The following is a 15,304-nucleotide window of genomic DNA, read 5'->3' as shown; positions in this document are numbered from 1 at the left end:
GGACTAAAGCTGACGATCATCAGGTTCGTTCGGGTCGTTTAACCTGATCCGTCACCGAGTGGCGGTATGCTTACCTTCGTGGGATTGGGGCTGTACGACGAACGTTCGGTGACAATCGCCGGCCGTGAAGCGATTGCGGCGGCCGATCGCGTCGTCGCCGAATTCTACACCAGCAAACTCGTCGGAACGACGATCGAGACGCTCGAATCGTATCACGACACCGAAATCGAACGCTTAGATCGACAGGCCGTCGAAAGGGGCCCAGAGTCGATTCTCCAGGCCGCCGCCACATCTGATGTGGCGTTTCTGACAGCAGGCGATACGATGATCTCGACGACACACGTCGATCTTCGCCTTCGCGCAACGGCACGCTCAATTCAGACCCGCGTGATCCACGGGACGACAGCCCAGGCAGCCGCAAGTTCGCTCACTGGGCTCCAGAACTACCGGTTCGGAAAAGCGACGACCCTCCCCTTTCCGTACGCCCATGGCGGCGATGACGTTCCACAAAGCGTCACCGAGACGATCACAGCCAATCAGGATCGTGGACTGCATACGCTCGTGTTTCTCGATATCAAGGCCGACCGTGAAGAGTACATGCGGGCCTCAACGGCAAGCGAACTCCTGGCGACCGTATTGGACGACGAGACGGTTGCCGTGGCCGTCTGTCGGGCCGGGAGTCCAGAGCCGACCGTCGCTGCCGACCGCCTCGGAGCGCTCGCAGACCGCTCGTTCGGTGAGCCACTTCATCTCCTCGTCGTCCCAGGTTCGCTCCATCACATGGAGGCTGACGCGCTCACTACGCTTGCTGCGTGTCCAGCGGAACTCGTTGAACCGTCACACTAATCCGCAGGGGACGGCTCAGCGTCCTCAACGCGGGCCGCAAGTTCGTATTCGGTTCGCGTGAGCAAAAACAGAATATCTTCGACGACACGCAGCGTCCCTGGCAACTGTCGAACGACGAGCCAGGTAATGGCGACGAGTATGAACACCGAGAGCGACTGTGCGATGATTCGATCGGCCAGATAGTATGACACCCGATACGGATCCGACGTTCCAAACAGCCCCATTATCAGCTCCGGTGCGACATGAAGCCGTTGCTGTCCGAACGTGAGGCCGATGAACACGTTGCGAACGAGGTTCAACCCGTAAATCACAGGAATCGAGACCACGAGCGCGCGTGCCTTTTGTCGAACTGTTCCCTCGACGGCCAGAATCAATCCACCGAAGATCGCCATCGAACCGAGGCCCGTACACGCCAGTCTGATCGTGTAGGTCATCGTGTGGCCCGACCCATCGACAAACAAAAATGTCGATCGGTACGGCGGCTGGTCGACGACGGCACCCGATACGACACGAAATGCCCCAGGTGCTGACTGGCCCAGCAGGCCCATCAGAAACTCCGTCTGGTATGTGACGGTTTCAATCAGCGTCTGGGTCAACACGGGAATGGCCTCGAACGGAAGAAATACGAGTCCCATCGCTCCAATCGCACGCGAAAGGACGTACAACGACGTTCGTCCCTGCCACAACAACAGGCCGGCATACACCGACAGTGGAACGGCGAGCAAACAGCCAACCCCCTCGATCGCACTCTTTTGTGTAATGAGATAGTAGTGAATGAGCGTCAACCAGAACAGCCCGAACAGCCCCCACGATGCGACTGTCACCGGTCGTGCAATGCGTTCGTTTCTTACGGAACTCAATCCGCCGAGAACGAACCCACCAACGGTGAGCCACGCGAGATACGGAGAAAATTCGTGGGTCCATGCGAGGAACCCAACCAGCGCGTCAATCATCACTGTAGATTGTTCGGGCCAAATTGCTTAGCTGTTGGGTCTGGGGCTACTGCCTGCGTCGCAAGACGAAAAGTGAGAGTGCAATTATTACACTGAACAGCCCGAGAGCGCCGTCAAATCCGGGACCAGACGTTTCTGTCCCGTCGGGTTTAGGGGTGGTTGATTCATCATCGTTCGTCTGCTCTTTATCGTGTGTGTTACGGTCCGACACGGGACCACTGGAGTTTCCGTTTGTGTTGACTGCTGTGCCGTTGATCACCGTCACGAATTGCGGTCCACCCGACCCGCTGTTGTTCGAAATCGCTACCTGCGTTATGTCCATCTCGGTACCGCCATCGGCACCGACGTATGGCGTATCGAGCGTGCTATTGTTGCTGTCGAACTTCTCATTTCCGTTTGAATCGTGGTGGGCAACGATGACGATCGTTCGATTCCCTGTTCCGGAGGGATCGTAGCGAATGGGAATCTCTTCTGTCTCCCCTGCGTCAAGATGTTTCGAGACGCCACGGAAATATTCGTGTCTCACCGAGGAACTGTTGGAGAGATACGAACCGTTGTAGATGGCCAAAAATCCGCCATCCGAGAGATTTGCCCGTGAAACAACAATCTGTCCCTGTGATTGTCCACTGTCTGTTCCAATCTCGATGTCTGCACTGGATGCACTGTCGATCTGTCCGTCAATCGTGGGCGTATTCTCGAGTGACTCATTCGAGATGGAGACGCTGAAGGTGGTTCCCGCGGAAGATTTGTTCAGATCCAACTGCAACTCGAACGAGCCATTCTCACCAACCTGTGTCTGTTCGGTGATCTGAAATGGTGCACCTTCTTCCGATCTCGTCACGACAGTCAGGTTTGTTCCCGGAGCAACAGTCGAATGGCCACGTATCGTTTGATTCGGGTCAGCGCGGAGCTGGAGTGAATCAGCACTCCGTTCGAACGTGGCCTGACGGGGAACAACCACTTTCGTTTGCTCGATCGGATCCGTGTTCGAAGAATCAATTCTGAGATTCATTGGCACGCCGTTATCGTCGACTGCCAGCGAATCGATCGCGCCAACGTCGAGAAGCACAAATGTGGTCTCATTTTGATGTGGAACAACTTCGAGACCACCGGACTGATGAATCTCATCCACCGCTACTGCGTCTGACCGAGAAGCAATCGAGACGGCGATCGATAGCTCTGTCCGATCAAGGATCCCGAGAAACGTCTCTTCTGGATCGTCCGCTTCGGCCAGCGTCGTGGTTAGTTCGGTCGAGTTGAGCTGAATCGCGAGATAATCACCCATCGCAACCTTCTTGCGCTGTGTGAATGCATCTCTAACGCTCTCTCCCGACGCAAGCTGTGATTGTCGGATTGCTCCGGGGACCGTTCCTGTGATGACCGACTGCAACGGATACGATCGGTCGGTGACCGTTTGCTCGGTGCCAGAAGTCGTCTCTTTGTGGTCTGCTGTCCGCTCATCTGCCTGATGAAGTTCGGCGATATCGGACTGGGCTCCCCCACTGACGACGTGATTGTCGGGTGAGTCGCCACCAAGTGACATTCCGGTGGGAACAACTACAGAACCAAATGCGACACTACACCAGAGCGTTGCCACGACGATTGTCGTGAGTACCACCCTGTCGAATATCCGTTTCGTTCCCATCGTTCTCCACTCGTTCGTATTAGTTGCCAAACACCGGACGGTTCGATGCGGGCAGTATGTTGATTCGGACAAAGTCCCACCCTTACAAATGCTTTCTGGTAAAACCATTCGGACGGCTATCAACTGTCGGTGTCTGCGGGTCGATTCGATGGATTTTACGCCCGGACAGAACGAAGCCATCACATGGGCGAGCAGGACACTCGGATCGAGCGGGACAGCCTCGGTGAGATGACGGTTCCAGCGGACGCATACTGGGGCGCACAGACCCAGCGCGCGATTGGAAATTTCCCAATCAGCTCGGTGACGTTCGGCCGCCGATTTATTCGTGCGCTTGGTGTTGTGAAAAAGTCAGCAGCACAGGCAAATTTCGAACTCGGTCATCTCGACGAAGAGACGGCTGATGCGATCGTGACAGCAGCCGATGAAGTGATCGCGGGGGACCTCGACGATCAGTTCCCGGTTGACGTGTTCCAGACCGGGAGTGGCACTTCATCGAACATGAACGCGAACGAAGTGATCGCCAATCGAGCGACCGAACTCGTTGGCGGAGAGATTGGCTCCCGGGAGATCCATCCGAATGATCACGTAAACTTCGGCCAGTCGAGCAACGACGTGATCCCAACCGCAATGCACATCGGGACGCGCGTGGCCATCGAAGAAGAGTTACTCGGTGCTCTCGAGTCTCTCATGGCCTCCCTTGAGGAGAAAGAATCGGCGTTCGACGATATCGTCAAGACTGGCCGTACGCACCTTCAGGATGCAACGCCAGTCAGACTCGGCCAGGAGTTCGGTGGCTACCGGACACAGATCGAAAAAGGAATCGAGCGCGTCGAATCCGCCACCGGTAGACTCGAAGAACTTGCACTCGGTGGCACTGCCGTCGGAACGGGACTCAACACCGACCCGGACTTTCCAGCCCTGGCCAGTGAGTACATTGCCGAAGAAACTGGAATCCCCTTCCGCGAGGCAGACAATCACTTCGAAGCGCAGGCTGCTCACGACGCCATGAGCGAAATCCACGGTGCGCTTCGCGTGGTTGCGGGCTCGCTCAACAAGATTGCGAACGATCTTCGCCTGCTCGCCTCCGGTCCGCGAAACGGACTGGGCGAGATCGACCAGCCCGAAAATCAACCCGGTTCCTCGATCATGCCCGGGAAGATCAATCCGGTCGTGGCCGAAGCCGTCAATCAGATCCACAAACAGGTGGTCGGCAACGATGCTGCCGTCTCTGCGAGTGCTGCTGAGGGACAGATTGATCTCAATCTGTACAAACCGGTTCTCGCACACAACGTGTTGCAGTCGATCGAACTGCTCGCGAATGGAAGCCAGGTGTTCGCCGACCGGTTCATCGATCAACTCGAAGCAAACCAGAAACAGTGCGAACGACAGGTTGACCGATCGATGGCGCTGGCAACTGCGCTCAATCCGTCCATCGGCTACGACGCTGCCGCCACTGTCGGCAAAAAAGCGCTCAAGGAAGGCAAAACTGTACGAGAAGTGGCGATAGCAGAGGGCTATCTCACCGAAGACGAAGCCGACACCGTTCTTGATCCCACAGCAATGACCGAACCTGGGATTCTCGGCGAAGATTCCTGAACGAACTGACTCGACACAGCGGAACGCTCAAACGCCGATATTCCTGAGGTGATAAATTACTAAGAAATTCTGAGATAATGATTGTAGCCGATTATCTATTGTGCAACTATTAATACCTGCATCTGAGGGATAGCCAGGAAATCCACAAATAACAGGCGCAATATGACTATACTGTTGAAGACCGGCGAAAATTAATTAAATATAATGAATTTAAATTTTTATATCATACCATCCATATATAGGTATCAATAGAGATATATATCCCATGGTGTTCTCATCGAGTTGCCTCCTGACTCGCTGGGTGGTCTGGTGAGCGACTGCGGCGGTGAGTCTGGCCGTAACTGGACGGATTTTTACTGTTCGGGAACACACCCCGATACAATGACCGACCGCGACTACGAGGAAATCGGGCTGGTGGCGGGCCTAGAGATCCATCAACAGCTCGACACGGAGACGAAGCTGTTCTGTGGCTGTCCCACAGATCGGCGATCACCCGAGGAGTCGACGCGATCGTTGACCCGATTTTTGCATCCAACACGGAGTGAACTGGGAGAGATAGATGCTGCAGCCCTCGAGGAGAGCCGGATCGACCGGGAATTTACGTACCTGGGTTATGACACTACATGCCTTGTCGAGGAGGATGATGAACCGCCCCACCGACTCGACGACGAAGCACTGGCTGTTACCCTCGAGATTGCACACTTGCTGGATATGACCGTCGTCGATCAGGCACAGATCATGCGCAAGATCGTCGTCGATGGGTCCAACACCTCGGGCTTTCAGCGGTCGTCGCTCATTGCGACCGACGGAGAGATCGAGACTGAGACTGGTTCGGTTACGATCACGGATCTGCTCCTCGAAGAAGAGAGCTGTGCACGCATCGAAGAGACCGAGGACGGTGTCGTTTTCGGCCTCGATCGTCTTGGCGTTCCACTCGTAGAGATTGGGACCGGCCCAGATATCCGGACGCCAGCGCAGGCCCAGGAGGCAGCCGCAACGCTTGGAATGTTGTTGCGATCGACCGGTGCAGTCAAACGAGGGCTCGGCACGATCCGCCAGGATGTGAACGTCTCGATTGCGGACGGTGCACGCGTCGAGATGAAGGGCGTCCAGAGTCTTGACGAGATTGCATCGATCGTCGAGCAGGAGGTTGAGCGCCAGATCGAGCTGGTTTCGATCAGTGAGACGCTCGAACAACGGGACGCATCAGTTGGCGATCCCGTCGACGTGACGGACGTGTTCTCTACTACTGACAGCGGTGTGATCGCCGGTGCAGAACGCGTACTGGCGGCCTGTTGTTATGGCTTCGATGGACTGCTTGGCCGTGAGATCCAGCCGGATCGACGGCTCGGAACGGAACTCTCCGATCACGCAAAGCGAAGCGGTGCGGGAGGAATTTTCCACACGGACGAGCTTCCAGCATACGGAGTAACGAGCGAGGAAGTCGAAGAACTCCGTGCTGTTGTGGGTGCGGGTTCAGACGACGGCGTCGTGCTCGTGGCTGCTGACTCGGCTATTGCAACCAGTGCGATCGAAGCAGTCATCGACCGTGCAACCGCGGCCATTGACGGCGTCCCCGAGGAGACGCGCGGCGTGACAGCCGACGGGACGACCGAGTATCTCCGACCACTCCCGGGAGCTGCCAGAATGTATCCAGAGACCGACGTTCCGCCTGTCGATCTCGATCCATCAGCAATCGACCCGCCGGAACTGTTGACCGAGAAAACTGACCGCTACGTCGAGGAGCTCGGCATCGATCCCACACTTGCCGAACAGGTTGCCTACGGACGGCATATGCCAGCGTTCGAACGTGCGGTCGATCGTGGTATCGATCCGACGCTTGGGGCACAAACGTTCGAAGGGACGCTCACGGAACTGCGCCGCGACGACGTTCCAGTTGATGAGTTGTCCGACGAGCAGATAATCGAGACACTCGCGCTTGTTGGAGACGAACTGGCCAAAGAAGGCGTCAAACCGGTGCTCGAAGCACTTGGCGAGGACCCAACACGCACGCTTGAGACAGCGATCGACGCCGCTGGCGTTGCCGGCGTCGATGAGAGCGAGGTACGCGACACGATCGAATCTGTCGTTGAGCGAAACGAATCACAGGTGCAGTCGGATGGTATGGGTGCGTTCTCTGCGTTGATGGGCGAGTGTATGGGAGCACTGCGCGGAAAGGCTGACGGTGAACTCGTCAGCGCGGTCCTTCGAGAAGAGATACAAAAACGGTCCTGAGCGAGTGCACCGGATTAGTTGTGCACCTCCCGAACACTATTTCCATCGCGAACTTTGTCTTCGCAGTTCGGGCACACGCGGGGTTGATTGACCTCATCTGGCGTGAATACCCGTGCGTACTGTCTCGACACGAACGATTCACAGTTCTGGCACTGTGGCATGGACCTGAAATATGCAGCATCTGCTATAGCCGTAGTGCTTGCAGGGTGCAACCATCCACCATGTGAACACTTCTATCGCTGGATTCAATCAAGATTCACCGACGAGAGTTGTGAGAGTTCTCCCGAGGCGGTCTCACTGTCCGTGCGGACGCCCGAGTCTTCTATTTCGGGTGCCTCTGGATGTAACACGCGTTCGATCAGAGTATCGTGTCCACGCCTGAGTCGTTCGGAGAGTGCCTGATGTGAGATGTCCATCTCCACGGCGAGCTCGTCGAGGACGATCTCACGAGGGACCTTGAAATATCCGTACTGGAAGGCGGTCACCAGCGCCTCATACTGGTCGGCGGTGAGTCCCAGTGGGTCTGGCCCGTTACCGTCCCATGTTTCGACCGTTGTCACGTCGAGCGAGAGATTGTGGGTCGTACAGAACTCATCCAGTTGCGACAGGGCATCGCGCGACGGAAACAACAGTCGAAACGTCCAGCGACGCGGGGTCGCAGCACCAGACAGCACTACCCCTTCGGTCGTAGTGAGCATACGAACCAGCAGACAGACCCGGTTGTTCCACTGGATGTGACAGAGCGCTTCGTTCGGTGTCCGTGTCAACATTTCGAAGCCATCGACAGTCGGATCATCCGACAGTGCCGACTCAATCGTCGACAGATCGGGTCCACGAAAGCGTAACAACGGTGTCGCGGCTTTCTCACCAAGCCCCACGATCCGTTCGCATGTCAGTGTAAGATCCGAAACGCTGCCCAGGGTTTCCGATAGGGCGAACTCGTCGGTGGGGAGATGACACGTTACATGGGTTGCCATGGTAATTTGTAGTCGAACCTTGCACCCATATATTTTGCTACCAAAAATTGGACAATATTGTGGTTAGAGTTGAAACAATCTGTAAGAAATAAATTCTCACCTGTTGGTTGGTGAGGGCTCAACTCCTGTTCGCTCGCTTGAAAAATTTGAGTGACGGCACTCAACTCCCGTCTCAGGCGGTTGTACGGGGGTCGGCAATATTTGCTCCATATCGCAGTGAGTGACATGAACATTACAACAGTATGGTTGTAATTGCTTGGCAATGGTCCTGCTATCAACACAGCAGGTGCCCGTAGCGTACACCAATTGCTGTGCTAATCGAGGAAAATCCTGACGATTGTCCACCCAGCACTCAGGCCAGGTGGCTCACGAGTGTCAGTCGATTAAAAATCCTCCCCCCTCTCAAGGGAGGCCGTGCACGAATCGGTTATTCGTCGTCTTCGAGGTACTGCGCTTCCCACTTGTTACGGGCTTCGATTTCTCGCTGCCCGCGACGGGTAACTTCGTAGTAGTTTGTCCGTCGGTCGAGTTGTCCTTTCTCGACGAGTCCTTTATCGACGAGGGTGTCGAGATTGGGATACAACCGACCATGGTGGATCTCTTTTTCGTAGTAATCTTCCAGTTCATCTTTAATCGCCAATCCGTGTGGCTCGTCTCGTCCAGCGATCACGTACAGCAGATCACGCTGAAAGCCAGTTAGATCGTGCATGAATCGAGGTTGTATCCGTTCACAAATAAGTCTATCGTTGGGGAATACGGACGACTGGCCAACTATCCGAGATTGACTGATTTACTACCGTTTCGTCGCCGTTCGTCGGATCCATCCCGACTGTTACCACGAATTATATCAGAAAAATTATCGTCCATAAATCGACTATCTCGCAAACACTGATGGCACGAAGGGTGTGTAAATTTTGAATGGCCAAAATCAGAATCAAAGGTGGCGACGGACCACCGCCACCAACTGAGAGATCATCTCCGTTCTGGTAATCTACAAAATCGACGGAGAACGATCTGACACGCGCTGTGTGCCCGCACGGCAATTGAGTGCTGATAACCATGGGAGTGTGTGAGAGGTTCTGGACCGAGAGCAGCTTCCAAATCGTCCAGATGACCAATCCAGGGAATGGGCCTACGCAAGGTTATTCCCATCCTTTTTATATAATCCGTGCTCGTAACCAATACGGAGATCTACATATACTGAAACGAGTAAATATCACCATGTCCAAAATATTTTACTAATTTTGAGATAAATGAATGGTGGATTCGAGCGGTACTTCGGTGGCATCCAGGTAGGCAGTGGCGGGTCCGGGTTGGGGCTGTGATCGGCAATAGCAGTGAGGTCGTTGGAATTTCACTGATGCGTTTCCAGATATGGTTTGAGTCGATCGAAGATCCGTTCTGCACGATCGGTCGTCGAGAGATCATCGTTCGGTTCAGGCCACGCTGTCATGACGCCGCCGGTAGGAAGCGGTGACTGTTGCGGTGGACTGTCGTGCTGTTCGGAAATCGATTCGATCTCGCTGGCTGTTGCGTCGATAAGATCCGCTGGATTTGCGTCGTCACAGTGGGTGGTTGCGTCTGCTATCTGTGCGTTGATTTGTTTATCGTTATCACACGAATCATTTCCTCCGGGATAAAATCGGTAATCAGCGCCTATAGCTCCGTTTGAGATGCGCTCGAACAGTGCTGGGAGCCAGTGTTTGGCCAGTCCATCGGTCGATTGTATTGCGAACTGGCCGTTTTTGAAGTAAAATATTCTGGAACGGATCGTCCACGTGCGTGCATTGTCGGCTTCGCTCTTTTCATCCGAAGGAATATCAGCTTCGCGTGCGCTCGCGTGATAGATGAAGTGGCAGTAGGCGTATTCGCCGTGGTTGGAGTTGTGTATGAGATCGGTGATTCGTTCACTGTCTGGGTCGTATTTCCGGTTGTCGTTGGGCGCGGCAGCTTCGAATTGGTCCAGTGCCTGGTGAATCGTGGCCAATTCAGGCTGTGCGGTCGGCTCGAGCGTAAGTGTACCGAATTTGTAACGTTCTGATTTGTACATCTATTTTACCAACGTGATCATCGGGATGGTATTAAATTTTCCTATGGTGATTTCGATCTAAATTAATATACATTTACAAATAGATGGAAGATTCGCTAGAAGCGGACTCACTGTGAATAGATTCTGTTCACTGATCCCTGATAGTGCCGTTTCAACAAAATAAATTCAAATAATATACTTGACTACTTCGTAGATATTCCATCTCGATACTACTCAAATATTTGGGCTAGCTCATCTATAGAGGTGAGTAATGAATGTACTTTCTACACAATATTCTCCAAATATTTTTATCATTTAAAATTATAAGACTAATTAATTGTTTGATCAGTACTCTGAGATGATGTATAGTATGTTGCTTGGCTGTATTCATACTGTCTATACCATCAGAAAACCACATACCTGCTTTCCTTCCACCGCTGTTGAGCAGTATACCCCGATCTCATTCGCAAAAAAATAGCGACCCGCTCGAGATACGGCAATAGCACCCCAGGAGTTCGAGGGAGTAATGTCGATAACTGACGAGTAATAATTACGTAGATGTTGGAAGAGAATCAATTGTTGACGGATCCCACGAACGCGTCAAAAGTATCCCTGATTTTTTAGCCAATCGGAAACGGATTTCTATAGTTAATTGTTAGCAACGTTATCGTCGTTCCGTTTCGAGAGATATCGAGTATACCATTCATTGGCAACGGGTAGGTGTGGGAGTTCGATAGGCTTGCCTTCTGCAACTTTCATCGTAACAGTCTGTGTGTCACAATATCTATCGCTATATGATTGTGATATCGAAATATCGGTTACGGCTTCTGTTGTACATCTCCACTGTTGTTCATCCAACCATGTATCATAGCCAATTATCATCCCATCATGGAATTCGTAGGTCATTGGCCTGTACCGTAGGACATATTCACCGATTTTTGCCGGGATAAAGAGGATCAGGAGAACGATCGTGATACCCGCTGCTGCTTTAATTAAGAACCATATTGGTGTTCCAGTTTCGATACTACCAGCGATCGCGAGAAACCATACGGGTCCAAGGAGCGTATAGAACCCATATCGCATTGGATCCGACCTTATTGCGTGCCAGATGGCAGCTATATAGACGCCTCGGGTCGATGGTGAAATTTGATCGATTGGTGTGCTTTCTGCTGATTCCTGCTGTTCTGGTTCTCGCAGCGTTGGACTCTTGCCGAATCGACGAGAGAACGGATTACCCGTACGAGGAATGCGACGAGGACGGTGGCGAAGTAGTTCATATCCTGTCTTTGCAATGACGAACAGAACAAAAATTGACGGTGGTGCATTGGGATCCACTGATATGAGGAGCGTTATTGTGCCCATAATAAGAAGAAACTCCCACGCTTGTTGCTGGATCGCAAGTGTAGAACAGTCAGTAAACTGCTTTTCAGATATATAAATTCCATTGAATACAATATATTTAAATAATAAAAATATACTGGCGGCGAAAATAATAGTTATAATTCGTATAACTGGGATCTCATTCGGAACTATGACTGGTTCCAAAGACAAGGTGATGAGAACCCAAATTGGCAATGATGTAATTAATAAATAGATCGCTGATGGTATGTTACGTGGAAAGAGTGGCGGAAGTTCAGGACGAACTGTTAGATTCCCTCTTTTTTCTCTAAGCCCACTGAATTCAAGCACCTGCCGAAGAACGTGATTTGTCTCGCTTGATTCATAGAGTTGTTCGGAAAATAATAGCTTGGTGGCTGACCAAATTAGAGTTATACCAATCTCCATCCAATATAAAAGTTGCAATGTCCCAGGCGTCCAATTCCAGAAATAAAGTCCGATTATAGGTAATAAATTTATGCTGATAAGTGCAAACGCCGAGTGTCGTAACGCAAATGATCGCAAACGATTGCGGTAGCTCATTACCTACCTTGGACTACATCCCGATTAGTTGTGTATGATTCGAATCTATATCACTAGCACAGGTTTGCCGTGTTCGAACAAACCATGTGCGCGTTATCTCTATTATTGGCCATATTACAGAGGGTCGAAACGAATACAGCACATCCGACAGCACCGACGCCACCACTCCCAAGTCCAATAGCCCCACAGACGGCCTTCCCACCGATTCCACAAACACCGACATCCCAGAGTACCCGGGCAAGGGCTGCACATCCAGAACAGGAATCAACATTTCCGTCATTTCCTGCTAAGCCTTGCACAAATTCTGTACTAGCTAGCGTTGGGAGTGTACTAACACCCTTTAGCCGAATGTTCCATCCCTTTGGAAATTTCGTCCCATCCTTTAAATATTGCTTGGCTATCTTGAATTTTGCAGTATGGGAGGTGATGAGTAGTCCTTTGGAAGTCTTTTCGAGATCGTTCCACGAAACTCCATTGACTGCACCGACGACATCGTTTCCAAAGTCGGTAATTGAATTCCAAATATCACCAATGCTAGGAAGGTCTGGAAGCCACCCATATGCAACAATTTCGTTTTTTGTCGAGGGGTGTCCTGCCCGTTTGCGGAACCTCTCGACATCAAACGTAATAGTAGCGGCAGTAACTGATTTCGAGTATGCTGGCGGCGCTGTTGATTTATTGACTTCATATTCTTTTACAAACTCGTTTGATTCCATTTTGGTGTGCTCTCTTGGTGCAGCCAGTGCGTTCATCCTCTGAGAGTCATCTAACTGGTCGATTTCCAAACGTTTTGTATAGCCGTCATTGGTGATGTATTCGTAGGTGATTGACCCGTCTATAACTGTTCCATCCTCTTTTACAACAGTGAGTAGTCCGCGATCCCCACGTTTGAGCTCCGTCAGTTTGAAGCCAATCACTTTTCTTGTGGTCTGAGTCTCCCCACCATCTATAACTGTAGTTATACCGAATAATCCCTGTGCATCACGGCGGACTCGTCCGTGTTGGGATGCCATCTCTTTGAGGATTGCAAATTCCTCTGCCTGTTGTATTTCCGCCGCCATCTTCAGTCGCTTTGACTTTTCCAATCTTTTCTTATTCGTCGGCGGGTTAAGAGAAACAGAAATTCCACCACCATAATTTTCGCCCACCGGTGAAACGATAATTTCAGTGAGATCGCCACCAATGTCCACCATCTTTCGTTCCCCATCTGGCACTTTGATAGAGTGGTTTTTCTTCACACCCTCGTTTTTGTCCAAATATTTGAGTATAAAGCGGGTGCCTTCTTGGCTTTCGGCAACGCACTCGACCCGTTGTGATTGTAGCGGTTGATTGACGCGTCCAACGGATGGGATTTCAAGCGCCGTAAATGGCCCGGCATATGTTAATTTTGTCTCTCTTTTCGTAGCGACTCCATCAATGACTCCATCTTGTATGGTATCTATGTGGCTTTTGTTGGTTTTGACGGTTGCATCCTGGTTTAGTGTGAGTGTGTATGGGATTTCATCAGTGGTTCGAGCACTGATCGTCGCCGTCCCATGATTCGTTAGTGGCAATGAAACGTCAGACTCAATATTAACATCGTTATTAATAATCCTGGCATCGCCGTCTATCTCCAGGTGCGTCAACTCTCCAGAATACGATATTACGGATTTGGAATTATTTCCAGATGCAGTTATACTATTTTCTCCCCTTCGTTGGCCAATCCCATGGTCAACTCTGATAGTTCCACTCGACGATATGTCGAACGAGACTGGTTCATTCGGTATGATTTCAAGTTTATTATGCGGGAATGTTGTTGGGTCGAACTTCCTTCCATCAACGCGGACGATTGCGTCCCCTCTTAATTCGAACGATGTAAATTCGCCCGTGAATTCGAAGCTGTGCTCTCCATTACGTACTGTTCCACGTGCTTTGCCACCATCCTTTACTGCTTTTTCAGGTGCATCTTTTATGGATAAAAGTCCTGTTACGGTGAAGTCATAGCTGGCGGTGTTGGCCGATTCTATAGTAATTGTACGATTATTGGCGGTGTCCGTTGCTGTCGCCGTGCCAACAACCTCTATATCAGCAAGTGGCCCAAGGCTCGAAGCGGTCGTAATGGATGCACCAAAAGCCCCGATAGATTTCAGTACTGACCGCCTATTCACATTTACATTCCTCTTACTGTCTTTCATAATACAATAGAATATGGATTTTTCACTGGCAATAAAAATTTACATTCCTTACGTAAGTGGGTATAATTCCCACGAAAATGAGTCACACATCGACGGGCGATCAGACTGCAAAGTCTGGATTTGGAGGATGTTATCAGAACTCGACTGTTTTGCCAACCAGTTGTTCAACTGCGTTGGTCGGACCATCGCAAGACGCAAACGCTCGTCTGGGTCCTTTCTCTCTTTGTCGGCACTCTTCACAAGAAGTGTCCAGACGTTACATCTCGTGCGAACGGAGACCTTCTCACGACAGATACATCTTCACGTCTCAGGCAAAGTGGTTATCGCAGTTGTGACACTACACTCTCCATGATCCGCTCGGCGTTAGCGCCTATAGTCAGGGCGGGATTGGCCACGCCGGCTGAGCCCGGAATCAGTGCGCCATCTACCACGAACAGGTTTGGTGTGCCGTACCCTTCGCCGGAATAGCTGCAGGCCACACCCATTGTGGCACCACCCAATGGATGCCAGGTGCCGGTTGCGCTCAAATCCACGACGCTTCCACCACTGGCATCCGTCATCTTGTTCATCGAGTGGAGCAACGCGTTATGCGACGGTTTATTCGCCGTCCGTGACCAGTTGAAATCGATCCTATCGGTTCGGTGGTTGTAGGTCGCCGTGCTCGTCTGATCGGGGATGCACATGCCCATCTGGAGCTGCGTCGATTCGCCGACAGCGAAAGTGGGCGAGTGCATGAATCCGGTCGGTTTGATCGGATTTTCGAAATCGTACGCCGCAATATTTGCTGGCCCACCCTGCACGGATCCGGCCGATTCCGAAATGCCGGTGCGCGAAAACAATTCATCGCCATTGGTACCCCACTCTTTTCCGATGCCGTCGTTGAGTGAGGGGATATCGCCCGAGGCTTTGGCTTTCAACAGCAGTTTAGT

General features: G+C 51.9%; 12 protein-coding genes. 3 read left to right on the top strand and 9 right to left on the bottom strand.

Going from position 1 to position 15,304, the window contains the following annotated elements:
• Window positions 1-66 precede the first annotated feature (66 nt).
• Window positions 67-846 carry a diphthine synthase gene (dph5, locus tag JXQ78_RS05510; protein ID WP_330632476.1) on the top strand — a complete coding sequence of 260 codons (780 nt, stop codon included), beginning with the start codon at window positions 67-69 and terminating at the stop codon, window positions 844-846.
• Here dph5 and artA read toward each other — a convergent pair.
• Window positions 843-1,799 carry an archaeosortase A gene (gene artA, locus JXQ78_RS05505; protein WP_330632475.1) on the bottom strand — a complete coding sequence of 319 codons (957 nt, stop codon included), beginning with the start codon at window positions 1,797-1,799 and terminating at the stop codon, window positions 843-845. The two genes, dph5 and artA, sit on opposite strands and share 4 nt — an antisense overlap.
• Window positions 1,800-1,845: 46 nt before the next feature.
• Window positions 1,846-3,444 (bottom strand): DUF7282 domain-containing protein, encoded by a 1,599-nt coding sequence (locus JXQ78_RS05500; RefSeq protein WP_330632474.1) that lies wholly within the window; start codon window positions 3,442-3,444, stop codon window positions 1,846-1,848.
• A 183-nt stretch (window positions 3,445-3,627) separates the two neighbouring features.
• Here JXQ78_RS05500 and JXQ78_RS05495 point away from each other — a divergent pair, with 183 nt between their 5' ends.
• Both JXQ78_RS05495 and gatE read left to right on the top strand, forming a co-directional pair.
• Window positions 3,628-5,040 carry a class II fumarate hydratase gene (locus JXQ78_RS05495; protein WP_330632473.1) on the top strand — a complete coding sequence of 471 codons (1,413 nt, stop codon included), beginning with the start codon at window positions 3,628-3,630 and terminating at the stop codon, window positions 5,038-5,040.
• A gap of 381 nt (window positions 5,041-5,421) precedes the next feature.
• Window positions 5,422-7,275 (top strand): Glu-tRNA(Gln) amidotransferase subunit GatE, encoded by a 1,854-nt coding sequence (gene gatE / locus JXQ78_RS05490; RefSeq protein WP_330632795.1) that lies wholly within the window; start codon window positions 5,422-5,424, stop codon window positions 7,273-7,275.
• A 14-nt stretch (window positions 7,276-7,289) separates the two neighbouring features.
• On the opposite strand, the gene JXQ78_RS19180 is transcribed toward gatE, so the two are convergent.
• The 7 genes from JXQ78_RS19180 to JXQ78_RS05460 all read right to left on the bottom strand — a co-directional run bounded on the left by JXQ78_RS19180 (window position 7,290) and on the right by JXQ78_RS05460 (window position 15,292).
• Window positions 7,290-7,436, bottom strand: a complete 147-nt coding sequence (locus tag JXQ78_RS19180; protein ID WP_456237574.1) for a DUF7563 family protein — start codon at window positions 7,434-7,436, stop codon at window positions 7,290-7,292.
• Between the two features lie 84 nt (window positions 7,437-7,520).
• The gene (locus JXQ78_RS05485) at window positions 7,521-8,252 is read right to left on the bottom strand and encodes a helix-turn-helix domain-containing protein (protein WP_330632472.1); all 732 of its coding nucleotides are present in this window, start codon (window positions 8,250-8,252) and stop codon (window positions 7,521-7,523) included.
• A gap of 427 nt (window positions 8,253-8,679) precedes the next feature.
• Window positions 8,680-8,961: a PadR family transcriptional regulator gene (locus JXQ78_RS05480; RefSeq protein ID WP_330632471.1), complete on the bottom strand. Its 282-nt coding sequence runs from the start codon at window positions 8,959-8,961 to the stop codon at window positions 8,680-8,682.
• Between the two features lie 645 nt (window positions 8,962-9,606).
• Window positions 9,607-10,302 (bottom strand): hypothetical protein, encoded by a 696-nt coding sequence (locus tag JXQ78_RS05475; protein WP_330632470.1) that lies wholly within the window; start codon window positions 10,300-10,302, stop codon window positions 9,607-9,609.
• Window positions 10,303-10,929: 627 nt separating this feature from the next.
• On the bottom strand, window positions 10,930-12,201 hold the full coding sequence (locus JXQ78_RS05470; RefSeq protein WP_330632469.1) for a DUF6498-containing protein: 1,272 nt from the start codon (window positions 12,199-12,201) through the stop codon (window positions 10,930-10,932).
• Between the two features lie 53 nt (window positions 12,202-12,254).
• Window positions 12,255-14,375 carry a hypothetical protein gene (locus JXQ78_RS05465; RefSeq protein ID WP_330632468.1) on the bottom strand — a complete coding sequence of 707 codons (2,121 nt, stop codon included), beginning with the start codon at window positions 14,373-14,375 and terminating at the stop codon, window positions 12,255-12,257.
• Between the two features lie 320 nt (window positions 14,376-14,695).
• Window positions 14,696-15,292, bottom strand: a complete 597-nt coding sequence (locus tag JXQ78_RS05460; RefSeq protein ID WP_330632467.1) for a GMC oxidoreductase — start codon at window positions 15,290-15,292, stop codon at window positions 14,696-14,698.
• Window positions 15,293-15,304 lie beyond the last annotated feature (12 nt).

The sequence above is a fragment of the Halocatena halophila genome, assembly GCA_027563145.1.
Classification (GTDB): Archaea; Halobacteriota; Halobacteria; order Halobacteriales; family Haloarculaceae; genus Halocatena; species Halocatena halophila.
This window is presented reverse-complemented; position numbering and strand designations above follow the sequence as displayed.

Bases quoted from the DNA above. Each gene is read 5' to 3' on its own strand.
- dph5 (WP_330632476.1), top strand. From the start codon at position 67: ATGCTTACCTTCGTGGGATTGGGGCTGTACGACGAACGTTCGGTGACA.
- artA (WP_330632475.1), bottom strand. From the start codon at position 1,799: ATGATTGACGCGCTGGTTGGGTTCCTCGCATGGACCCACGAATTTTCT.
- JXQ78_RS05500 (WP_330632474.1), bottom strand. From the start codon at position 3,444: ATGGGAACGAAACGGATATTCGACAGGGTGGTACTCACGACAATCGTC.
- JXQ78_RS05495 (WP_330632473.1), top strand. From the start codon at position 3,628: ATGGGCGAGCAGGACACTCGGATCGAGCGGGACAGCCTCGGTGAGATG.
- gatE (WP_330632795.1), top strand. From the start codon at position 5,422: ATGACCGACCGCGACTACGAGGAAATCGGGCTGGTGGCGGGCCTAGAG.
- JXQ78_RS19180 (WP_456237574.1), bottom strand. From the start codon at position 7,436: ATGCCACAGTGCCAGAACTGTGAATCGTTCGTGTCGAGACAGTACGCA.
- JXQ78_RS05485 (WP_330632472.1), bottom strand. From the start codon at position 8,252: ATGGCAACCCATGTAACGTGTCATCTCCCCACCGACGAGTTCGCCCTA.
- JXQ78_RS05480 (WP_330632471.1), bottom strand. From the start codon at position 8,961: ATGCACGATCTAACTGGCTTTCAGCGTGATCTGCTGTACGTGATCGCT.
- JXQ78_RS05475 (WP_330632470.1), bottom strand. From the start codon at position 10,302: ATGTACAAATCAGAACGTTACAAATTCGGTACACTTACGCTCGAGCCG.
- JXQ78_RS05470 (WP_330632469.1), bottom strand. From the start codon at position 12,201: ATGAGCTACCGCAATCGTTTGCGATCATTTGCGTTACGACACTCGGCG.
- JXQ78_RS05465 (WP_330632468.1), bottom strand. From the start codon at position 14,375: ATGAAAGACAGTAAGAGGAATGTAAATGTGAATAGGCGGTCAGTACTG.